Consider the following 21,939-nt stretch of genomic DNA (forward strand, 5'->3'; position numbering starts at 1 on the left):
ACGTCGTAATGAATTACGTGTTCACTCTGAGACTTGATACTGCAATATTTTTTGCGATATCCCGTCCGTGAGTGCCCACACAGATTGTCTGATAAATTGTTAAAGAGCGGTGCGACCGGCGTTTGTTGCCGTTGCCGCGAGGTGGCGTATATTACGCTACTCTCTTTCGGAGTCAACCTCTTTTTCAGAAGTTTTTCTCCGGCGATTCAGACTTCGCTGAACCGCTCAACACCGCGTGGCGTAAGCCGTTGTGCCGTGTCGATGGAGGCGCATTATAGGGAGTTCTCGACGCCTCGCAAGCGCTAATTTCAACTTTTTCACCGTTCGCTGAAATTTCGCGCAGAATGCCTGTTTTTACCGCTGTTTTATCCGTTTCGGCAGTTCTGCCAGGCTATCAATTACCCAGTCGGCTACATTTTCGCCTTCCGCAGTCACCGGTTTACCGCTGCGAACTAATACGGTAGTACCCACACCGGCGGCTTTGCCTGCCTGAACATCATCAATCTTATCGCCTACCATATAAGAAGCGGCCATATCGATATTCAGCTCTTTCATTGCGCTAAGCAGCATCCCCGGCTGCGGCTTACGGCAGTCGCACTGTTGACGATAGCTTTCTACTGCCGCCTCTGGATGATGTGGGCAATAATAGATGCCATCCAGATCCACTTCCCTGTCTGCCAGCGACCAGTCCATCCACTCGGTGAGCTGCATAAACTGATCTTCGCTAAACATACCGCGCGCGATACCGGACTGGTTCGTTACCAACACCAACGCATACCCCATTTTTTTCAGTTCCTGCATCGCCTCAATGACGCCATCAATAAACTGAAAATCATCAATCTCATGGACATAGCCATGATCCACATTCACTGTGCCATCGCGATCAAGAAATATCGCCGGGACTTTAGCCGTCACGTAGTCACTCCTGCTGCCAAATTTGTGAATCAGTATCGCATGATTGCAATGAAAGAGAGAATGGCAGATTGCATCTCTCCGATTGATTTAGACGTCTGGATGCCTTAACATCCATTTCAAATTTTGTCGCGTCAGTAAGACAGAAGAAAAAACACCACGGACAACTTCACCGCAACAGATAACTAATAACTCAATGATAAAACTTTCCAACATTACAAAAGTCTTTCAGCAGGGTACGCGCACCATTAATGCGTTATCAGACGTTAGCCTGCACGTGCCTGCTGGACAAATTTATGGCGTTATCGGTTCATCAGGCGCCGGTAAAAGTACGCTTATTCGCTGCGTTAACCTGCTGGAGCGCCCTACTTCCGGCAGCGTTCAGGTTGATGGTCAGGAACTTACCTCGCTTTCAGCCAGTCAGCTTACGCTGGCTCGCCGTCAAATCGGCATGATCTTCCAGCACTTTAACCTGCTTAACTCCCGCACTGTTTTTGGCAACGTGGCATTGCCGCTGGAGCTGGATAACACGCCCCGTGCGGCAATTAAAGCGCGCGTGACCGAGCTGCTCGATCTGGTTGGTCTGTCTGATAAGCATGACGCCTGGCCTGCCAACCTTTCCGGCGGCCAAAAACAGCGCGTGGCGATTGCGCGTGCGCTGGCAAGTAGCCCAAAAGTGCTGTTATGCGATGAGGCCACCAGCGCGCTGGATCCCGCCACTACCCGCGCCATTCTGGAACTGTTAAAGGATATCAACCGCCGTCTTGGCATTACCATTCTGCTGATTACGCATGAAATGGACGTGGTAAAACGCATTTGCGATCAGGTGGCGGTCATCAGCGATGGTCAACTGATTGAGAAAGACAGCGTCAGCGAAGTGTTCTCCCACCCGAAAACGCCGCTGGCTCAGCAATTTATTCAGTCGACGCTGCACCTTGATATCCCGGAAGATTATCAACAACGTTTACTGGCGCAGCCCGTTGCCAACAGCGTGCCCCTTCTGCGGCTGGAATTTACCGGTCAGTCGGTTGATGCGCCGCTGCTGTCGGAAACGGCGCGCCGCTTTAACGTTAATAACAATATTATCAGCGCCCAAATGGATTACGCCGGTGGCGTGAAGTTCGGCATTATGCTGACCGAAATGCACGGCAGCGAGCAGGAAACCAAAGGCGCAATTGCTTATTTACAACAGCATCATGTAAAAGTAGAGGTATTAGGGTATGTCTGAGGCAATGATGTGGTTACTGGGTCGCGGCGTTTGGGAAACGCTGATGATGACCTTTGTCTCTGGCTTTTTTGGCTTTGTGCTGGGTTTGCCGGTTGGCGTACTGCTTTATATTACTCGTCCAGGCCAGATAATGGCGAACAGCAAGCTGTATCGGGTCCTCTCTGCGCTGGTCAATATTTTCCGTTCGATTCCCTTTATTATCCTGCTGGTCTGGATGATTCCGTTTACCCGCGCCATTGTCGGCACCTCCATTGGTTTACAGGCGGCCATCGTGCCATTAACCGTTGGCGCTGCGCCTTTTATTGCGCGTATGGTTGAAAACGCCTTGCTGGAGCTGCCTGCCGGACTGATTGAAGCGTCGCGGGCGATGGGCGCAACGCCAATGCAGATCATTCGTAAAGTTCTGCTGCCGGAGGCCTTGCCGGGTCTGGTAAATGCGGCCACTATTACTTTGATTACGCTGGTTGGCTACTCAGCGATGGGCGGTGCCGTAGGCGCTGGCGGCTTAGGGCAGATTGGCTACCAGTATGGTTACATCGGTTATAACGCGACGGTGATGAATACCGTACTGGTGTTACTGGTGGTGCTGGTTTATCTCATTCAATTCTGTGGCGACCGCATCGTTCGCGCTGTCACACATAAATAAGTCACTTCAATACTCTCTATTAAGGAAAGGATATGTCTTTCACGTTTAAAAAGATTGCCGCTGTGGGAGCGCTGCTCAGTGCTATGGCGCTGGCGGGATGTGGTCAGGAAGAGAAAGATCCGAATCATATTAAAGTCGGTGTGATTGTCGGCGCTGAGCAGCAGGTTGCTGAAGTCGCGCAGAAAGTTGCGAAAGATAAATATGGTCTGGACGTTGAGCTGGTGACCTTTAATGATTACGTGCTGCCGAACGAAGCGTTAAGCAAAGGCGATATCGATGTTAACGCCTTCCAGCATCAGCCTTACCTGGATGCGCAGATTAAAGATCGCGGCTATAAGCTGGTAAACGTCGGTCACACCTTCGTTTATCCGATTGCCGGTTACTCGAAGAAGATCAAATCTCTGGATGAGCTGCAGGAAGGCGCACAGGTTGCCATTCCGAACGATCCAACCAACCTTGGCCGTTCTCTGCTGCTGCTGCAGCACGTGGGCCTGGTGAAGTTAAAAGAGGGCGTTGGCCTGCAGCCGACCTCGCTGGATATTATTGAAAACCCGAAAAAGCTGAAGATTGTTGAACTGGAAGCGCCGCAGCTGCCGCGTTCACTGGATGACGATCAGATTGCGCTGGCGGTCATCAATACCACCTATGCCAGCCAGATTGGCCTGACGCCGACCAAAGATGGCATCTTTGTTGAGGATAAAAATTCACCTTACGTAAACATTATTGTTGCACGTGAAGACAATAAAGATGCGGAGAATGTGAAAAAGTTTGTTCAGGCATATCAGTCTGACACCGTTGCGGAAGCCGCTAACAAGATCTTTAACGGCGGTGCGGTTAAAGGCTGGTAATCAGTTCAAGATCAGCTTCTTGCGCTGAGACGTTGGCATTCACATCGCGTTAGGCGCGCTAAACAGGCGGCCCGTTGAATCACCGGTAATAAGCTTTATGCTTGCCGGTAACTCAGCAGGGCCGCCTTTTTAACGTTTAAGCAAATGTTATCGCAACTTGTTATTTAACCGATTGCTTGTTTCAATAAGCCAATTTTTAAAAACGAGGATAATTTGATGCGCGCGTTACCGCTTTGTTTGTTGGCGCTTTTGCTGACAGGTTGCTCTTTAATTCATAAACCTTATAAGCCGATTACCGCGCCAGAAGCCCGGCCGACGACCACAGAAACCCATACCCGCCCGGCTGTGCGCCCTACACCGGTGAAGCTTTATACCGATATGACTGCGTTGCTCAGTAATCCTTTCCGTGATTTAGGCGAAGTCTCAGGCGAAGATTGCCAAACCAACCGTCAGGACTCACCACCCAACATCAATACTGCGCGTAAGCGTATGCAAATCCGCGCCTCTTATCTAAAAGCAAATGCGGTGCTGCTGCATAAATGTGAAATCGTTAATGAGAGCAAAGGCTGTTATCGCCAGGCGATCTGCCAGGGCACGGCGCTGAAAGTATCTGATAAATGAGTGATTTTTCTTTCGCGCAGATTGGCGTAATCAAATCGCCGTGGAAAGAGAAATTTGCGGTGCCACGGCAGCCCGGCCTGATTGACGACGGCGGCGGCGAGTTACATTTGCTCTCTCCCTATAATCAACAGGAAGCGGTGCGCGGCCTGGAAGCGTTCAGCCATCTGTGGCTGCTGTTTGTTTTCCATCAAACCATGGAAGGCGGCTGGCGTCCAACGGTGCGGCCTCCGCGCCTTGGCGGTAATGCCCGTATGGGTGTATTTGCTACCCGCTCCACGTTCCGCCCCAACCCCATTGGCATGTCGCTGGTTGAGCTAAAAGCCGTTCGCTGTCAGAAAAGCCAGGTGATTCTGGAGCTGGGCAGTCTGGATCTGGTTGATGGTACGCCCATCGTCGATATCAAACCCTATCTGCCCTTTGCTGAAGCGATTCCCACTGCGCGCGCCGGTTTTGCGCAACATGCGCCGCCCGCAGAGATGCCGGTTCGCTTTTCCGACCATGCGCAGCAGCAGCTGCTGCTGCAGCAACAGCGTTACCCGCAGCTGGCGCGTTTTATTAGCCAGGTGCTGGCGCAGGATCCGCGTCCGGCCTATCGCAAGGGCGAAGAGCCGGATCGTGAATATGCCGTCTGGCTGCTCGACTTTAACGTGCGCTGGCGCGTTACCGCCGACGGCACAGAAGTGCTGGCGCTCGATCCGCGCTAATTTGTTCTCGCTCTCTTTTGAGGGGCATCACTCGCTGGTACACTAGCGACCACTATTTTCAGGTCAACTTTGACTGTTTTCCGCTCAAACTGGAATCTTACAGATGCGTACTACTCAATATCTGCTCTCCACGCTTAAGGAGACGCCGTCCGATGCCGAAGTGATCAGCCACCAGCTGATGCTGCGTGCCGGGATGATTCGTAAACTGGCTTCGGGCCTTTATACCTGGCTGCCGACGGGTTTACGCGTACTAAAAAAAGTTGAAAACATCGTGCGCGAAGAGATGACCAACGCCGGTGCGATTGAAATCTCGATGCCCGTGGTGCAGCCTGCCGATCTGTGGCAGGAGAGCGGACGTTGGGAGCAGTACGGCCCTGAGCTGTTGCGTCTGGTTGACCGCGGCGATCGTCCTTTCGTGTTAGGTCCTACTCACGAAGAGGTGATTACCGATCTGATTCGCAACGAGCTGAGTTCGTATAAGCAGCTGCCGCTGAATCTGTTCCAGATCCAGACCAAATTCCGTGATGAAGTGCGCCCGCGTTTCGGCGTGATGCGCTCACGTGAATTCATCATGAAGGATGCTTACTCTTTCCATACCTCGCAGGAATCGCTGCAGGAAACCTACGAGACGATGTATCGCGCCTACGGCCAGAGCTTTAACCGTATGGGTCTGGATTTCCGTGCGGTACAGGCGGATACCGGTTCTATCGGCGGCAGCGCATCGCACGAGTTCCAGGTGCTGGCGCAGAGCGGCGAAGATGACATCGTGTTCTCAACCGAATCTGATTACGCGGCGAATATTGAGCTGGCGGAAGCTGTTGCACCGGTCGGTGAGCGCCCTGCCCCGGCTCAGGCGATGGAACAGATCGATACGCCCAACGCCAAAACGATCGCCGAGCTGGTTGCCCAGTTCAATCTGCCGGTTGAGAAAACGGTTAAAACGCTGATGGTGAAAGCCAGCGAAGAGAGCGGCCACCAGCTGGTTGCGCTGCTGGTACGTGGCGATCACGAGCTGAACGAAATCAAAGCGGAAAAAGTGGATATCGTGGCTGCGCCGCTGACTTTCGCCAGCGAAGAAGAGATTCGTGCGGCGATTGGCGCAGGTCCTGGCTCGCTGGGCCCGGTTGGCCTGACGCTGCCGGTCATTGCCGATCGCACCGTGGCTAAAATGAGCGACTTCAGCGCAGGCGCGAATATCGACGGTAAGCACTTTATCGGCATTAACTGGGGCCGCGATCTGGCCGAGCCGCTACAGGTTGCCGATCTGCGTAATGTGGTGGAAGGCGATCCGAGTCCGGATGGCAAAGGTACGCTGCTGATCAAGCGCGGCATCGAAGTCGGTCATATCTTCCAGCTGGGCACCAAATACTCAGAAGCGATGAAAGCGGCGGTACAGGGCGAAGATGGCCGTAACCAGACGCTGACCATGGGCTGCTACGGCATCGGCATCAGCCGCATCGTGGCCGCAGCGATCGAGCAGAATCATGACGATCGCGGCATTATCTGGCCTGCGGCGCTGGCGCCGTTCCAGGTCGCGATCCTGCCGATGAACATGCATAAATCTTTCCGCGTGAAAGAGCTGGCGGATGAGCTGTACGCTACGCTGCGTGCGAAAGGCATCGACGTGCTGCTTGACGATCGTAAAGAGCGTCCGGGCGTGATGTTTGCCGATATGGAACTGATCGGTGTGCCGCACACTATCGTACTGGGCGATCGCAACCTGGATAACGATGATATCGAATATAAAGCGCGCCGCGCCGGTGAAAAACAGATGATCAAACGCGATCGTATTGTGGATTTCCTGGTCGACGCGATCCAAAGCGAGAAGTAATCTTCCTGCCGTAACGCTACATTAAAAACCCTGAAACCCGGCCAGCCGGTGAGTAAGGGTTTTTTATCGCCAATATACTGACTATATCACCTTTCCTCGTAACGCTTTGGTATTGCTGCGCTGCGCTTTGCCCTCCAGCCTGCGTCGTTTAGACGCCAGCGTCGGCCGTGTTGCACGTCGGGTTTTCTCCACCACGGTCAGCTCGCGAATCAAATTCTCCAGCCGCTTCAGCGCCGCTTCGCGGTTCATCTCCTGGCTGCGGTATTCCTGCGCCTTAATGATCACCATCCCTTCGGCCGTGATCAGATGGTGATTCGCGTTCAGCAAACGTTCTTTATAGAAGTCGGGCAGTGATGACGCGCGAATATCGAAGCGCAAATGGATCGCCGTCGAGCTTTTATTCACATGCTGGCCGCCCGCGCCCTGCGCTCGTATGGCGGTGATCTCCAGTTCGCTGTCGCTAATAGTCACGTTACGTGATAGTACAATCATAAAATTTACCGTTGGGCGCCCATCTTTAAGAGATTCATTGATATGGGCGCGTTGTCTGCTGTTGCTGATAGCGTAGAGTGTGACTTGCTAACGCTTCAGGTCAATACTTATTGTCTACGGATAAAACGCTGTGAACCGCTGATTTCCCGCAGAAGGCTATGTTATAGTCGCTGGAGTCAGAGATTTACGCTCTGGAAGGAGGTGCATGTGCAGAAATATTGTGATTTGGTTCGTCAGAAGTACGCTGAAATCGGCGGCGGCGAACTGGGATACGTGCCCGACGCCATAGGTTGCGCGTTAAATACACTGAACGAGATAGCGGCTAATTCTGCGCTAAACTCTTCTGTCAGGGAACAGGCGGCTTATGCCGCTGCAAACTTATTGGTGAGCGATTATGTTGACGAATGAAGCCTACAAACCGATCAATTGTGACGATTATGATAGTCTGGAGCTCGCCTGCCAAAAACAGTGGTCGCTGATGCTGGAACTCAAGAACGGCGAGCAGCTTAAGGTGAAAGCTCAGGATATGATTACGCGGAAAAACGTAGAGTATCTGGTGGTTGAATTAGCCGGCGAGGTGCGCGAACTGCGCCTTGACCATATCGCCAGCTTTAGCCATCCTGAGTTGGGTACCGTTATCGTTAGCGAATCGGATTAACCCGTTGGGCGGGCTTGCCCGCCCTTTGGTTTTAGGGCGTTAACGATTGATAATACGCCGCCAAATCCGCCATATCTTCATCGCTTAATCCACTGACAAACGCTTTCATCACTTCCGCCTGACCGCCGCTACGCTCCCCTTTCTTATAAGCCTGCAACGCATGCTGCAAATAGTCTGCATGTTGCCCGGCCAGATGCGGATAGAGTGAAACCGTCGCTTTGCCCTCCGCGCCATGACATGCCTGACAAGCGGCAGATTTCTCCTGACCGGCGGCAACGTTACCCGCAGCCAGCGCAGGCGCGGCGCAACAGGCCAGCACAGCCATTAACAGGGTTTTCATCTTTACCTCTCCATTTAACGATGCCAGGCAATACGCCAGACATTTCCCGCGACGCTGCTGCCTTCGCGACACACAAAGGTATCCAGCGCGGCAATCAGCGTCTCGTTGTAAAAAATCAGCGGCGTACTTTCGCGTCGCCAGGGCGGAACGTCACATTCCTGCCACAGTTTTTTGATCGGTCGATGACCGCCGCGCCCTTCGATGGCAAAACGGCCCTGCGCCTGAAAACGTACCGTTACCGTTTCATCCGGCCGGGGCGGACGTACTTCTGTTCCGCTTTGCGCCAGATGCAGCGAGCCAAGGTCGTGCGGCAGGCTGAGCGGCGTAGCGGGATCGGGCCAGGGTAAAACCAACGTGCGCACCGATGGCCTGAGCGGTAACCAGTAGAGCGCCTGGCGATAGCGCCGTATCTCGTGGTTTCCCAGCTGCAGGCGCGGCGCGGCATCTTCGCGTGCGGCGATCACCTCCAGCCACAGACGCTGAATGGCATCCCTGGAGGGCATCTTTCCGCCGCAGCTGGCAATCCAGCGGCGTAGCAGCGCGGCGCGGCGCGCTTCGCTCATTGCCGCGAAGCCCTCAATACAGAGTGCGCCATCCGGCGCGATGCGCGATGCCAGCGACTCCGCCAACAGCTCATCCAGCAGCTGCTCCTGTTCGCCACACAGCGCTGCGCTGCGGGCAACCGCCGCCGCAAAGTGCGGCCAGCGCGCATTCAGCGCGGGAAGGATCTGCTGGCGCAGGAAGTTGCGGTCATAGCGCACATCCTGATTGCTTTCATCCTCGATCCAGCGCAGCTGATATCTCTGCGCCCAGCTTTCCAGCTCTGCGCGCGCGCAGGTGAGCAGCGGACGCAGCAGACAATGCTCGCCTAACAACAGGCTAACGGGCATGGCGGCCAGTCCGGCGGGCCCGCTGCCGCGCTTTAACGCCAGCAGCAGAGTTTCGCATTGATCGTCGAGGTGCTGCGCCGTCACCAACGCTTCTCCCGTGCGTAAATGGCGGCGAAAAGCCTGATAGCGCCCTTCACGCGCGGCGCCTTCGATACCGCTGTCGCGCCCGTCGACAACGATCGCTACGACCTCCAGCTCAACCTGCCACGCCTCGCAAATGGCCCGGCAATGCTGCGCCCAGCTATCGGCCCAGGGGCTTAGCCCATGATGAATATGAATGGCGCGCAGCCGTCGCTCAGGCTGTTGCTGGCGCAGCAGAACCAGCTGATGCAGCAGCACGGTAGAATCCAGCCCGCCGCTGAACGCCACCAGCAGCCGCTGTTCTCCGGCCAGCCGTTGTTCAAGTTGTGCAAGCTGCGTCATGAAAAACCCATTGGCAGGCGGCCATCGAAACCATGGCCGTAAAAGCGGTTATTTTAAGCCTGATATAGCTCCAGCGGCAAATTATCCGGATCGCTGAAAAAGGTAAAGCGCTTGCCGGTTAGCGGATCGATGCGCACCGGCTCGCAGGCGACGCCCTGTTCCGTCAGAAAATCACAGGCGCGATCGATATCTTCTACGGCAAAAGCGAGGTGACGCAGGCCACAGGCTTCCGGATGGCTGACGCGCGCGGGCGGCGTCGGGAAAGAGAACAGCTCAATCAGATATTGCCCGTTCAGTGCCAGATCGCCTTTCCATGAGTCACGCTCGGCGCGATAAACTTCCTGTTGCAGCGTAAAGCCCAGCGTGTCGCAGTAGAACGCCTTGCTGCGCGCATAGTCGCTGGCAATAATCGCAATATGATGAACCTGTTTGATACCCAGCATAGCTTCTCCTTTGTTTACTGCAGCACCCTACTCACTCATGGGTGCTGAAGCAAGACGGCATATTCTGCAAGTTAGCGCTCGATATCCGGTCCCTCATGGTTAAGCACACGCACCAGGTAACGTCCATCCTCGGTGAGTTTGGCACCGTGGATATCGGTTTCAAACCCTGGATAATGCTGACCAATCGCACACAGCATCAGCAGAAAATCGAGCACGGCACGGCTGGAGTCGGTAATCATCTCTCCCGGCATCACCAGCGGCACGCCCGGTGGATAAGGCAAAATCATATTGGCCGATACGCGCCCGATCATCTGATCGATCTCAACGGTTTCCACCTCGCCTTTTACCTGTAGCTGAAATGCCCGATGCGGCGTCATTTTCATCTCGGGCAGCACATCAAACGCCTTCAGCATCAGGCGCGGCAGATCGTGCTGGCGAATCAGTTGATGAATGCCCTGCGCCAGCGTCTGGATACGCATATTGCGATAGAAATCGGGATCTTCCGCATAGAGATCCGGCAGGATGTTTTTCACCCGCAGATTAAGATCGTAAGCACGTTTAAAGTCCAGCAGCGCACGCAGCAAGCCCATTGCCCGCGTTTTGTCGATGCCGATACTGAACAGAAACAGCAGGTTATAAGGCCCGGTTTTCTCCACCACGATGCCGCGTTCATCAAGGAACTTCGCCACCAGCGCCGCCGGGATCCCCTCTTCCGCCATGTCGCCCTGCTCGCTCATGCCGGGCGTCAGGATGGTGACTTTGATCGGATCGAGATACATATGATCGCGATCGGCATCGGCAAAACCGTGCCAGTCCTCTTCTCCCGGCTGGATCGGCCAGCACTCCGCCTCTTCAATACCGTCCGGCTGCCAGATATCGTAAAACCAGCTGTCTGACTCTTCGCGCAGTCGCTGGATCTCACGGCGGAAATGCAGCGCGCGCTCAACGGAACGGTTAATCAGCCGACGTCCTGGATTACCGCGCAGCATCGCCGCCGCCGTTTCGATAGAGGCGACGATCGAATAGTTCGGCGAAGTGGTGGTATGCATCATATAGGCTTCGTTAAAGGTCTGTTCATCGTAATCGCCTTTAATATGAATCAATGACGCCTGAGAAAACGCCGCCAGCAGCTTATGGGTGGACTGCGTTTCATAAATCACTTTACCGGGCGTGCGGTCGCCGCTCATGCCGCTTTTGCCCATATAAATAGGATGAAAGTTGGTATAAGGCACCCAGGCCGAATCGAAATGAATCGACGGCACCTCCAGCGTCTCTTTGATATAGCGCGTGTTATACAGCAGGCCATCGTAAGTGGAGTTAGTGATCACCGCATGCACCGGCCAGCTGGCATGTTCGGTTTGCGCCACTTTCAGCGCAACGCTTTCACGGGTAAATTCACGTTTAGGAATGCCGCCGAGAATGCCTAGCGCGTTACGCGTCGGCTTAAGCCAAATCGGCACGATATCGCTCATCATCAGCAGATGCGTCAGCGATTTATGGCAGTTGCGGTCGATAAGCATGGTGCTGCCCGCAGGCGCGGCGTACATGCCCACAATTTTATTCGAGGTTGAGGTGCCGTTTGTCACCATATAGCTCTGCTCGGCGCCAAAGGTGCGGGCAATATACTCTTCCGCCTCCAGATGCGGGCCGGTGTGATCGAGCAGCGAACCCAGCTCGGTAACGGAAATGGAGGTATCCGCCTTTAAGGTGTTCGGGCCATAAAAATCATAAAACAGCGTGCCGACCGGGCTTTTTTGAAACGCGGTGCCCGCCATATGTCCTGGGGTACAGAAGGTATATTTGCCCTCTTTCACATAGGTGAACAGCGCGCGCGTCAGCGGCGGCGTAATCTTATCGATATACTCATCGGTATATTGCCGAATACGCTGGGCAATATCCCCTTCCACGCCAAGCGCATATTCAAAGAACCACAGCGCCATGCGCATTTCATTAATGCTGATATCCATGGTGGAGTGAGTATTAATAAACGCGTAGAGCGGCAAATATTCATTGAGCTGATTAATCTCAGCGCAGAGATCCAGACTGTATTCGTCCCAGTCAAAAATCACGCCGCAAATACGCGGGTTATGCTCAATCAGCTTCACTAAATCGTTAGCATCTTTCGGATAGATGAGATCAAAACCCTGGCTAATCAGCGCCTGGTGCAGCTGGCGGATCGGTTCATCTTTATAAAAAGCGTTATGCGGTCCCATTATCGCAATAATATTCAATTCGCACCTCAAGGTAGATAAGCGATAAAGAATAAGCATAGCGGATGGAACGTACCGGCGAAAAAGATCAGGCCTGCCGGCTGGCAGACCTGGGAAAGCATCGCGACGCTTAGCTGCGATCGTAAACGGTGGTGGAGGGCGCATTCTTCCGCACCGAGGCGATCCCTCTTTCCGCGCCCTGTTTGCTGGCGTACATTTCACTTACCGCAATGATTTCATGATTCGCGGCAATCAGCACAAAATACCAGGGCTGTGGCGTATCTTTGCTCGATTTGCGTATTTCGTAATATCCCATGTTAACGTCCTTATTGATGTTTATAACCAGCGGTTCAAATTCAACTATCGCGGGGTGAAAAACAATCGATAACAGCGGTTTTATTGCGGGAAATTATTATGTCGTAAAAGTAAAAAAGGCGACCCGAAGGCCGCCTTGTTACTCACCTGAAGCGAATCAGGCGTAGCCGTAGTTCATCAGGCGATGATAGCGGCGATTCAGCAGCTCTTCGGTGTTAAGCCCGTCCAGCTCGGCCAGATCAGCCACCAGCTGCGCTTTCAGCGAGGCCGCAATGGTCAGCGGATCACGGTGCGCGCCGCCCAGCGGTTCAGGAACGATCGAATCGATCAGTTCCAGCTCTTTCAGTCGCGGCGCAATGATGCCCATCGCTTCCGCGGCCAGCGGCGCTTTATCGGCGCTTTTCCACAGAATTGAGGCGCAGCCTTCCGGCGAAATCACCGAGTAGGTGCTGTATTGCAGCATGTTGACCTTATCGCCGACGCCAATTGCCAGCGCGCCGCCGGAGCCACCTTCACCAATCACGGTGCAGATAACCGGCACTTTCAGGCCAGACATTTCACGCAGGTTGCGCGCAATAGCCTCAGACTGACCGCGCTCTTCTGCGCCCACGCCCGGATAAGCGCCCGGCGTATCGATAAAGGTAAACAGCGGCATCTTAAAACGCTCAGCCATTTCCATCAGGCGCAGCGCTTTGCGATAGCCTTCCGGTGCCGGCATGCCGAAGTTACGACGAATCTTCTCTTTGGTTTCACGGCCTTTTTGATGGCCAATGATCATTACCGGGCGGCCATCCAGACGCGCAATGCCGCCGACAATGGCTTTGTCATCCGCATAGGCGCGGTCGCCTGCCAGTTCATCAAAGTCAGTAAACACGTTTCGGACATAGTCCAGCGTGTAAGGACGCAGCGGATGACGCGCCAGTTGCGCGATCTGCCATGCGCCTAAATCGGAGAAAATTTTACGGGTCAGCTCAACGCTTTTTTCGCGCAGACGCTGGATCTCTTCATCCAGATTAATATCGTGTTTTTCATCCTGACGGCCAACCGACTTGAGGGAGTCGATTTTCGCCTCCAGTTCTGCAATTGGCTGTTCAAAATCCAGGTAATTAAGACTCATAATGTTCCTGTTTTAGTCAAACTCCAGTTCCACCTGCTCCGATCCTATCAGCGATCGCAGGTCATTAAGCAAACGATCGCAGGGAGATACGCGCCAGGCTGCGCCAAAACGCAGCTTAGCCCGCGCATCCGCTCTCTGATAGTAGAGATGTACCGGAATTGTCCCCGAACGATGGGGTTCCAGAGACTGACGGAGACGGTTTAAAAGCTGGTCATCAATTTGCCTGTCCGTCAGCGAGATAGCAAGTCCGCGCGCGTATTTTTCACGGGCTTCATCAATATCCATAATTTCGCGAGCGGTCATTTTAAGGCCACCGCTAAAATCATCAAAGCTGACCTGTCCGCTGACGATCAGGATACGGTCTTTTTCCAGCAGCTGCTGGTATTTATCAAGCGCATCTGTGAACAACATCACTTCCAGACGACCGGAACGGTCATCCAGCGTGCAGATGCCAATACGGTTACCGCGTTTAGTGACCATTACGCGGGCCGCCACCACCAAACCGGCCGCGGTAGTTACCTTACCGCGATCGGTTGGGTGCATGTCTTTCAGGCGTACGCCACCGACGTAGCGCTCAATTTCTTTCAGGTACTGGTTGATAGGATGGCCGGTGAGGTAAAGCCCCAGCGTTTCCCGCTCGCCATCCAGCTGCACCTGTTCCGGCCACGGCGTAATGCTGGCGTACGATTGCTCCACCTGCTCCGGCTCTTCCGCCAGCACGCCAAACATATCCGCCTGGCCGATCGCTTCCGCTTTCGCATGCTGATCCGCCGCCTTCAGCGCATCGCCCAGCGCGCTCATCAACGCCGCGCGGTGCGGCCCAAGGCGGTCAAACGCGCCGGACATAATCAGCTTTTCCATGACCCGACGGTTAATCTTTTTCGGGTCGGTGCGCGCGCACAGATCGAACAGCTCACGGAAATAGCCATCTTTATTACGTGCTTCGATAATCGCTTCGATCGGGCCTTCGCCGACGCCTTTAATCGCGCCGATGCCATACACGATCTCGCCATCATCGTTGACGTGGAACTGATACAGGCCGGAATTGATATCCGGCGGCAGCACTTTCAGCCCCATGCGCCAGCACTCATCCACCAGGCCCACGACTTTCTCAGTGTTGTCCATATCAGCGGTCATGACCGCCGCCATAAACTCAGCCGGATAGTGCGCCTTCAGCCACAGCGTCTGATAAGAAACCAGCGCATAGGCGGCGGAGTGTGATTTATTGAAGCCGTAACCGGCGAATTTTTCCACCAGATCGAAGATTTTCATCGACAGCTCGCCGTCGACGCCGATGCTTTCCGAGCCCTCTTTGAACACGGAACGCTGCTTGGCCATCTCCTCCGGCTTTTTCTTACCCATGGCGCGACGCAGCATATCCGCGCCGCCGAGCGTATAGCCCGCCAGCACCTGGGCAATCTGCATCACCTGTTCCTGGTAAAGAATAATGCCGTAGGTTGGCTCCAGCACCGGCTTCAGCGATTCATGTTGCCACTCGATATCCGGATAAGAGATCGCTTCACGCCCGTGTTTACGGTCGATGAAGTTATCCACCATGCCCGACTGCAACGGCCCAGGACGGAACAGCGCCACCAACGCGATCATATCTTCAAAGCAGTCCGGCTTCAGACGTTTAATCAGATCTTTCATGCCGCGCGATTCAAGCTGGAACACCGCCGTGGTTTCCGCGCGCTGCAGCATATCAAAACTTTTTTTATCTTCCAGCGGAATCGCCGCGATATCGATCGGCGGCTCGCCCTGCTTCTCCCGACGGGCGTTGATCATCTCCAGCGCCCAGTTGATGATGGTCAGGGTACGCAGACCGAGGAAGTCGAACTTCACCAGCCCGGCATATTCCACATCGTTTTTATCAAACTGGGTAACCGGATACTGCCCGTGCTCGTCGCAGTAAAGCGGCGCGAAATCGGTAATTTTCGTCGGCGCGATCACCACGCCACCGGCATGTTTACCGGCGTTACGCGTTACCCCTTCCAGCTTGCGCGCCATATCGATCAGCGCCCTGACCTCTTCATCCGCCTCGTAGATTTCCGGCAGCTGCGGCTCGGCGGCAAAGGCTTTCTCCAGCGTCATGCCCGGATCGGGCGGCACCAGCTTAGAGATGCGGTCAACGAAGCCGTAAGGATGCCCCAGCACGCGACCCACGTCGCGGATGACCGCTTTCGCCGCCATGGTGCCGAAGGTAATAATTTGCGATACCGCATCACGCCCGTACATATCGGCGACATGCTCAATAACCTGATCGCGCTTCTCCATACAGAAGTCGACGTCAAAGTCAGGCATTGATACACGCTCCGGGTTCAGGAAGCGTTCGAACAGCAGGTCAAACTCCAGCGGATCGAGGTCGGTAATTTTCAGCGCGTAGGCCACCAGCGAACCGGCACCGGAACCACGCCCTGGCCCTACCGGGATACCGTTATCCTTCGACCACTGGATAAACTCCATCACAATCAGGAAGTAGCCGGGGAAACCCATCTGGTTAATGACGTTTAGCTCGATTTCCAGACGCTCATCATATTCAGGTCGTTTTTGCGCGCGGACTTCCGCATCGGGAAACAGGAATTCCAGGCGATCTTCCAGCCCTTCGCGCGAACGCTGCACCAGGAAATCTTCGGTGGTCATGTTGCCGGTCGGGAACTGCGGCAGGAAATATTCGCCAAGGCGCACCGTTACGTTGCAGCGACGGGCGATCTCCACGCTGTTTTCCAGCGCTTCCGGGATATCGGAAAAGAGCTCGCACATCTCTTCAGCACTGCGCAGATATTGCTGCGGGCTGTAATTGCGCGGACGTTTGGGATCGTCCAGCGTATAGCCGTCATGAATCGCTACGCGAATTTCATGCGCATCGAAGTCTTCTTCATTGATAAAGCAGACTTCGTTGGTCGCCACTACCGGCAGGCCTTCGGCAATCGCCAGCTCGACGGCGGCGTGCAGATAGCTTTCTTCATCCGGGCGTCCAGTACGAATCAGCTCCAGATAATAGCGGTCAGAGAAATGTTGCTGATAAAAAGCGAGACACTGCGCGACCAGCGCCTGATTGCCGCGCAGCAGGCAGCGGCCGACATCGCCGCGGCGCCCGCCGGAGAGCAAAAGCAGCCCTTCCTGGTGCTCCGCCAGCCAGTCACGATCGATGGTTGGGCCTTCCGGCCCGTAGCCGCGCTGATAGGCGCGCGAAATCAGCAGCGTCAGATTCTGGTAGCCGTCATTATTCATCGCCAGCACGGTAATCTGCGTCAGCTCATCGCCCATCAGTTCCGAGGCGACCAGAAAATCCGCGCCAATAATCGGTTTAATCCCTGCGCCGTGCGCCGTCCCGTAAAATTTCACCAGCCCGCAGAGGTTGGTAAAGTCGGTGATTGCCATCGCTGGCATACCGAGCGCCGCTGTTTTTTTCACCAGTGGGCCGGTCTTCGCCAGTCCATCGACCATCGAATAATCGCTGTGGATACGCAGATGAATAAAACGTGGTTCGGCCATCTTTCTTTCCGGTTAACTGCAGCAAAGCGCGCTTAACGCGCGCAATTGGCGGTGAGATGAGAAACTTCGATGTCCAGCAGCGCATTGCGCACCGGAGCAAAACTACGACGATGGTGCGGTGTGGCGCCATGCTCTGTCAACATCGCCAGATGTTGTGCGGTGGGATAGCCTTTATGCTGTGCGAAGCCATACTGCGGAAAAATCGCATCCAGCTCGGCCATTTCGCGGTCGCGCGTGACTTTCGCGATAATCGAGGCGGCGCTGATTTCCGCTACCAGACTGTCGCCTTTTACCACCGCCGTAGACGGCATCGGCAGCGCCGGGCAGCGATTGCCATCAATCAAGACATAATCAGGCGTCACGGCGAGGCCCGCCACGGCGCGCTGCATCGCCAGCATCGTGGCATGCAAAATATTTAGCTGATCGATCTCTTCCGGTTCCGCACGGCCCAGGCTCCAGGCCAGAGCATGTGCGCGGATTTCATCATACAGCGCCAGCCGACGCTTTTCGCTCAGCTTTTTCGAATCCGCCAGCCCGACGATCGGACGGGCGGGATCGAGGATCACCGCTGCCGTCACCACCGCGCCGACCAGCGGTCCGCGTCCTACTTCATCAACGCCAGCGATCAGCCGCGCGTTGGGATAGATAAATTCAGCCATTCGCCAACTCCAGTACGGCCTCGGCCGCTTGTTCATCGGCATTCCAGCGGATTTGCTGATGCAGTTCGCTAAAGGTCGCCAGCAGTTGGTCGCGCGTTGCGCCCTGTGCCAGCAAAGGCGCCAGCGCCGCCGCCAGTTTTTCAGGCTGGCAATCATCCTGCAGCAGTTCCGGCACCAGCTCGCGTCCGGCCAGCAGGTTCGGCAGCGAGACGTAGTCGGTTTTTACCAGCCGCTGCGCCAGCCAGAACGTGGAAGGCTTCATGCGGTAACCGACCACCATCGGACATTTCGCCAGCATACACTCCAGCGCCGCCGTACCGGAGGCCAGCAGCGCCGCATCGCTGGCGATCATCGCCTCACGTCCCTGGCCATCCAACAGATGGACCGGCAGCTCAGGCGCGACCTCAGCTTTAATTTGCTCAAACTGTTCGCGCCGCCGGGCATTCACCAGCGGCACCACGATTTCTAACTGCGGCCACTTTTCACGCAGCCGCTGTGCCGTTTTAAGGAAATCAGCGCTCAGCATCTCGACTTCCGCGCTGCGCGAACCCGGCAGCAACGCCAGGCAAAGCGCCTGTTCATCAATGCCCAGCGAGCGCCTGGCCGCGGCTTTATCGGGCTGAAGCGGCATGGCATCCGCCATGGTATGGCCGATAAAACGACAGGGAACGTTAAAGCGATCGTAAAACGCTTTTTCAAACGGCAGGAAGGCCAGCACCAGATCGGTGGCGCGACCAATTTTGTAGACGCGGTTTTGTCGCCACGCCCACACCGAAGGGCTGACGTAGTGAATAGTGCGGATACCGCGCTGCTTCAGTCGTCCTTCGAGGGTAATATTAAAATCGGGCGCATCGATACCAACAAAGACATCGGGTTTGAGCGCGCTGAAACGACGGGTCAAATCACGGCGGATTTTTAACAGGCGCGGCAGGCGTCCCAACACCTCCACGATACCCATCACCGCCAGCTCTTCCATGTCGTACCAGCTTTCGCAGCCTTCCGCCAGCATGCGCGGACCGGCCACGCCAACAAAGCGGGCGTCGGGATGCCTGGCTTTTAGCGCACGAATTAAACCGGCACCAAGAATATCGCCGGAGGTTTCTCCGGCGACAAGGGCAATCGTTAAAGGACGAGCAGCCATGGGTTAACGAATCAAACCTCGCGTTGAGCGGGCGAAAAAGTCATAAAACGGCTTAACTTCCGCATGCTTTTGCGCCAGCGCTTCGATTTCCGGCTTCACTTCATCCAGCGTTCGGCCGCTGCGGTATAACAGCTTGTAGGCCGCACGAATCGCATGCAGCGCTTCTTTATCGAAGCCGCGACGTTTCAGGCCTTCAATATTGATGCCAAACGGCGTCGCGTGGTTACCCTGCGCGATAACGTAAGGCGGCACATCCTGCGCAACGCCAGAACAGCCGCCCACCATCACGTGCGCGCCGATAATACAGAACTGATGCACCGCCGTCATGCCGCCAATAATGGCAAAGTCATCCACCGTCACATGTCCGCCCAGCGTGGCGTTGTTGGCAAAAATACAGCGGTTGCCAATGATGCAGTCATGAGCCACATGCGCATTCACCATCAGCAGGTTATCGCTGCCGATGCGGGTTACGCCGCCACCCTGCGTGGTACCACGATGAATGGTGACGCTTTCGCGGATGCTGTTGCGATCGCCAATTTCAACGCGCGTTGGCTCACCAGCATATTTCAGGTCCTGGTTTACCTCACCAATAGAGGCAAACTGGGTAATAATATTGTCTTTACCGATGCGGGTATGCCCGTTCACCACCACGTGGGATTTCAGGACAGTACCTTCACCAATTTCAACATTCGCCCCGATAAAGCAAAACGGGCCAATGTGGACACGGGCACCAATGATGGCGCCCTCTTCGACGATAGAACTCGGATGAATTACGGCAGTTGCATCAATCACGTATTATGCCTCCCGGCTACGGGCACACATCATGGTCGCTTCACAGACAATTTTACCCTCTACGGTGGCAACGCCTTTAAAGCGCGTCAGGCCACGACGGGTTTTTTCGAAAGTCACTTCCATAATCATCTGATCGCCCGGCACTACCGGACGCTTAAAGCGCGCTTCGTCAATGCCGGCGAAGTAGTACAGCTCGCCCGGCTCAAGTTTGCCTACGCTTTTAAACGCCAGGATACCTGTCGCTTGCGCCATCGCTTCCAGAATCAAAACGCCCGGAAAAATCGGCTTACCAGGGAAATGTCCCTGGAAAAACGGTTCGTTAACCGAGACGTTTTTCACCGCTCGCAGATATTTGTGCTCTTCAAACTCCAGGACACGATCGACCAGTAAAAATGGGTAACGGTGTGGCAGCAGTTCTAAAATCTCTTCAATATTCAGAGTATGAGTTTCAGTAGTCAAAATACTCTTCCTGTCCTAAAAATTCTGATGGCATCAATAACACGGCCTGCACCGATCGAACGATCAACGGCAGGCCGCAAATTAGTTTCTGTGGCGCCTGGCTTCCCTGCTTAGCATGTTTTAATTATGAAAGCCGGACAGCGATGGAACAGGCGTTTAGTCGTCTTTGCCGACTTTACGCTCGATGGCTTTTAAGCGCTTGCTCATTTCATCGATATTCATCACCAGCGCTGCGGTTTTACGCCAGGTTTTATTTGGTTGCAACGGAATGCCTGAAGAGTATACCCCAGGTTCAGTGATGGGGCGCATCACCATTCCCATGCCGGTTACCGTCACTTTGTCACAAATTTCCATGTGGCCATTAATGACGCTAGCCCCGCCGATCATACAGTAACGACCGATTTTCAGGCTACCGGCCATGATCACACCGCCAGCAACGGCGGTATTGTCGCCAATCACTACGTTATGTGCAATCTGGCACTGGTTATCAATGATAACACCATTACCAATTTGAGTGTTATCCAGTGCGCCACGATCGATGGTGGTACAGGCACCAATTTCAACGCGATCGCCAATAACCACCGAGCCCAGCTGAGGAATTTTCACCCAGTTGCCGCGATCGTTGGCATAGCCGAAGCCGTCTGCGCCGATCACCGTGCCGGATTGAATCAGGCACTGCTCACCGATGCGAATTTCATGATAAATCGAAACGTTGGCCCACAGACGCGTGCCCGCGCCGATATGGGTATTTTTACCCACGAAGCAGCCTGCGCCGATTACCACGTTATCACCCAGCACCACGCCTGATTCGATCACCGCATTGGCGCCAACAGAGACATGGTTGCCAAGCGTCGCGCTGGCATCGATCACCGCGCTCGGCGCGATATTCTGCGCGGGCTGTGGCGTCGTATCAAGCAGCTGCGCCATACGGGCGTAGGTCAGGTAAGGGTTTTTAACCACCAGCGCGGCGCTGCGGCACCAGGAAAGATCGTCCTGGGTTAATACCACGGCGGAAGCGTGACACTCAGCAAGCTGTTCACGGTAACGGCTGTTGGCGAGAAAAGTGATTTGACCATCTTGGGCGGAGTGCATAGAAGCAATGCCGGAGATGACGATATCGCCATCTCCGTGCAATTCTGCATCCAACTGCTGGGCTAAATCAGCCAGTCGAATTGAGGACATGAATTATTTAACCTGTTTCAGAACGTCAGCAGTAATGTCTTTGGCATTCGCAGCGTAAGCCACCGCGTTAGCATCGATAACCACATCATAGCCATCATCACTTGCTACTTTCTTCACAGCGTCCTGAATACGGCTCAGCAGTTTGTTACGCTCTTCCATCTGACGACGGCGATTGTCCTGCTCAAAGGACTGCGCTTTGCTGGAGAACGCTTCGCGCTGAGACATGATGTCTTTTTCCATACGGCTGCGTTCGCTGGCCTTCATGGTAGAAGCATCACGTTGCAGGCGCTGCATTTTTGCCTGCAGGTCACGTTCCTGGCTCTGCAGTTCGGTCGCACGGCCTTTGAACTCATTTTCCAGCTGCTTCGCAACAGAGGCACGTTGCGGTAACTGTTGGAAAATGCTGGACACGTTTACCACGGCAATTTTATCAGCAGCCTGAGCGCCTGCGGAAACCGCTAAAGCGAGACCCAGACCTGCGGCACACAACAACTTTTTCACTATTAACTCCTTACCATCAACGTTTGTGTCAA

General features: G+C 54.7%; 23 protein-coding genes. 8 read left to right on the plus strand and 15 right to left on the minus strand.

The genetic code is table 11. The features are described from left to right. Window positions 1-354 precede the first annotated feature (354 nt). Window positions 355-915 carry a D-glycero-beta-D-manno-heptose 1,7-bisphosphate 7-phosphatase gene (gmhB, locus tag J2X14_RS07620; RefSeq protein WP_352410627.1) on the minus strand — a complete coding sequence of 187 codons (561 nt, stop codon included), beginning with the start codon at window positions 913-915 and terminating at the stop codon, window positions 355-357. A 193-nt stretch (window positions 916-1,108) separates the two neighbouring features. Here gmhB and metN point away from each other — a divergent pair, with 193 nt between their 5' ends. The 6 genes from metN (at window position 1,109) to proS (ending at window position 6,790) form a co-directional block, all read left to right on the plus strand. After that, window positions 1,109-2,140: a methionine ABC transporter ATP-binding protein MetN gene (metN, locus tag J2X14_RS07625; RefSeq protein ID WP_352410628.1), complete on the plus strand. Its 1,032-nt coding sequence runs from the start codon at window positions 1,109-1,111 to the stop codon at window positions 2,138-2,140. Further along, complete coding sequence (locus J2X14_RS07630) at window positions 2,133-2,786, plus strand: methionine ABC transporter permease MetI (RefSeq protein WP_352410629.1); 654 nt, start codon at window positions 2,133-2,135, stop codon at window positions 2,784-2,786. Before metN ends, J2X14_RS07630 begins: the two co-directional genes overlap by 8 nt. Before the next feature lie 32 nt (window positions 2,787-2,818). Then, window positions 2,819-3,634, plus strand: a complete 816-nt coding sequence (locus tag J2X14_RS07635) for a MetQ/NlpA family lipoprotein (protein WP_352410630.1) — start codon at window positions 2,819-2,821, stop codon at window positions 3,632-3,634. A 216-nt stretch (window positions 3,635-3,850) separates the two neighbouring features. Then, window positions 3,851-4,255, plus strand: coding sequence for an envelope stress sensor lipoprotein RcsF (rcsF, locus tag J2X14_RS07640; RefSeq protein ID WP_352410631.1), 405 nt, complete (start codon window positions 3,851-3,853; stop codon window positions 4,253-4,255). After that, window positions 4,252-4,959 (plus strand): tRNA (N6-threonylcarbamoyladenosine(37)-N6)-methyltransferase TrmO, encoded by a 708-nt coding sequence (tsaA, locus tag J2X14_RS07645; RefSeq protein ID WP_352410632.1) that lies wholly within the window; start codon window positions 4,252-4,254, stop codon window positions 4,957-4,959. The genes rcsF and tsaA overlap by 4 nt, the downstream gene beginning before the upstream one ends. 103 nt (window positions 4,960-5,062) lie before the next feature. Continuing rightward, complete coding sequence (proS, locus tag J2X14_RS07650; RefSeq protein WP_352410633.1) at window positions 5,063-6,790, plus strand: proline--tRNA ligase; 1,728 nt, start codon at window positions 5,063-5,065, stop codon at window positions 6,788-6,790. Between the two features lie 81 nt (window positions 6,791-6,871). Here the strand turns inward: proS and arfB are convergent, their stop codons facing one another. Further along, the gene (arfB, locus tag J2X14_RS07655; RefSeq protein WP_352410634.1) at window positions 6,872-7,282 is read right to left on the minus strand and encodes an alternative ribosome rescue aminoacyl-tRNA hydrolase ArfB; all 411 of its coding nucleotides are present in this window, start codon (window positions 7,280-7,282) and stop codon (window positions 6,872-6,874) included. Window positions 7,283-7,489: 207 nt separating this feature from the next. Between arfB and J2X14_RS07660 the strand changes: the two genes are divergently transcribed. Together J2X14_RS07660 and rof are read left to right on the plus strand one after the other, a co-directional pair. Continuing rightward, window positions 7,490-7,690 carry a YaeP family protein gene (locus tag J2X14_RS07660; RefSeq protein WP_352410635.1) on the plus strand — a complete coding sequence of 67 codons (201 nt, stop codon included), beginning with the start codon at window positions 7,490-7,492 and terminating at the stop codon, window positions 7,688-7,690. After that, window positions 7,677-7,940 (plus strand): Rho-binding antiterminator, encoded by a 264-nt coding sequence (rof, locus tag J2X14_RS07665; protein ID WP_352410636.1) that lies wholly within the window; start codon window positions 7,677-7,679, stop codon window positions 7,938-7,940. Before J2X14_RS07660 ends, rof begins: the two co-directional genes overlap by 14 nt. Before the next feature lie 31 nt (window positions 7,941-7,971). On the opposite strand, the gene J2X14_RS07670 is transcribed toward rof, so the two are convergent. The 13 genes from J2X14_RS07670 to skp all read right to left on the minus strand — a co-directional run bounded on the left by J2X14_RS07670 (window position 7,972) and on the right by skp (window position 21,907). Continuing rightward, entirely contained in the window at window positions 7,972-8,280 is a 309-nt protein-coding gene (locus J2X14_RS07670; RefSeq protein WP_352410637.1) for a c-type cytochrome, read from the minus strand. Window positions 8,281-8,294: 14 nt separating this feature from the next. Continuing rightward, the gene (tilS, locus tag J2X14_RS07675; RefSeq protein ID WP_352410638.1) at window positions 8,295-9,593 is read right to left on the minus strand and encodes a tRNA lysidine(34) synthetase TilS; all 1,299 of its coding nucleotides are present in this window, start codon (window positions 9,591-9,593) and stop codon (window positions 8,295-8,297) included. Between the two features lie 53 nt (window positions 9,594-9,646). After that, window positions 9,647-10,036, minus strand: coding sequence for a VOC family protein (locus J2X14_RS07680; RefSeq protein WP_352410639.1), 390 nt, complete (start codon window positions 10,034-10,036; stop codon window positions 9,647-9,649). 71 nt (window positions 10,037-10,107) lie between these two features. Next, on the minus strand, window positions 10,108-12,267 hold the full coding sequence (locus J2X14_RS07685; RefSeq protein WP_352410640.1) for a lysine decarboxylase LdcC: 2,160 nt from the start codon (window positions 12,265-12,267) through the stop codon (window positions 10,108-10,110). A gap of 109 nt (window positions 12,268-12,376) precedes the next feature. Next, on the minus strand, window positions 12,377-12,562 hold the full coding sequence (locus tag J2X14_RS07690; protein WP_352410641.1) for a YegP family protein: 186 nt from the start codon (window positions 12,560-12,562) through the stop codon (window positions 12,377-12,379). Window positions 12,563-12,718: 156 nt separating this feature from the next. Then, window positions 12,719-13,678: an acetyl-CoA carboxylase carboxyl transferase subunit alpha gene (gene accA / locus J2X14_RS07695; RefSeq protein WP_352410642.1), complete on the minus strand. Its 960-nt coding sequence runs from the start codon at window positions 13,676-13,678 to the stop codon at window positions 12,719-12,721. Window positions 13,679-13,690: 12 nt separating this feature from the next. Then, on the minus strand, window positions 13,691-17,173 hold the full coding sequence (gene dnaE / locus J2X14_RS07700) for a DNA polymerase III subunit alpha (protein ID WP_352410643.1): 3,483 nt from the start codon (window positions 17,171-17,173) through the stop codon (window positions 13,691-13,693). 32 nt (window positions 17,174-17,205) lie between these two features. Then, window positions 17,206-17,832, minus strand: coding sequence for a ribonuclease HII (gene rnhB, locus J2X14_RS07705; protein ID WP_352410644.1), 627 nt, complete (start codon window positions 17,830-17,832; stop codon window positions 17,206-17,208). After that, window positions 17,825-18,973, minus strand: coding sequence for a lipid-A-disaccharide synthase (gene lpxB / locus J2X14_RS07710; RefSeq protein ID WP_352410645.1), 1,149 nt, complete (start codon window positions 18,971-18,973; stop codon window positions 17,825-17,827). The genes rnhB and lpxB overlap by 8 nt, the downstream gene beginning before the upstream one ends. A 3-nt stretch (window positions 18,974-18,976) precedes the next feature. Next, entirely contained in the window at window positions 18,977-19,765 is a 789-nt protein-coding gene (gene lpxA / locus J2X14_RS07715) for an acyl-ACP--UDP-N-acetylglucosamine O-acyltransferase (protein WP_352410646.1), read from the minus strand. Window positions 19,766-19,768: 3 nt separating this feature from the next. Next, window positions 19,769-20,224 carry a 3-hydroxyacyl-ACP dehydratase FabZ gene (gene fabZ / locus J2X14_RS07720; protein WP_352410647.1) on the minus strand — a complete coding sequence of 152 codons (456 nt, stop codon included), beginning with the start codon at window positions 20,222-20,224 and terminating at the stop codon, window positions 19,769-19,771. Between the two features lie 156 nt (window positions 20,225-20,380). Further along, window positions 20,381-21,406, minus strand: a complete 1,026-nt coding sequence (gene lpxD, locus J2X14_RS07725) for a UDP-3-O-(3-hydroxymyristoyl)glucosamine N-acyltransferase (RefSeq protein WP_352410648.1) — start codon at window positions 21,404-21,406, stop codon at window positions 20,381-20,383. A gap of 3 nt (window positions 21,407-21,409) precedes the next feature. Next, window positions 21,410-21,907, minus strand: a complete 498-nt coding sequence (gene skp / locus J2X14_RS07730) for a molecular chaperone Skp (RefSeq protein ID WP_352410649.1) — start codon at window positions 21,905-21,907, stop codon at window positions 21,410-21,412. Between the last annotated feature and the right edge of the window lie 32 nt (window positions 21,908-21,939).

Source organism: Mixta sp. BE291 (genome assembly GCF_031457955.1).
Classification (GTDB): Bacteria; Pseudomonadota; Gammaproteobacteria; order Enterobacterales; family Enterobacteriaceae; genus Mixta.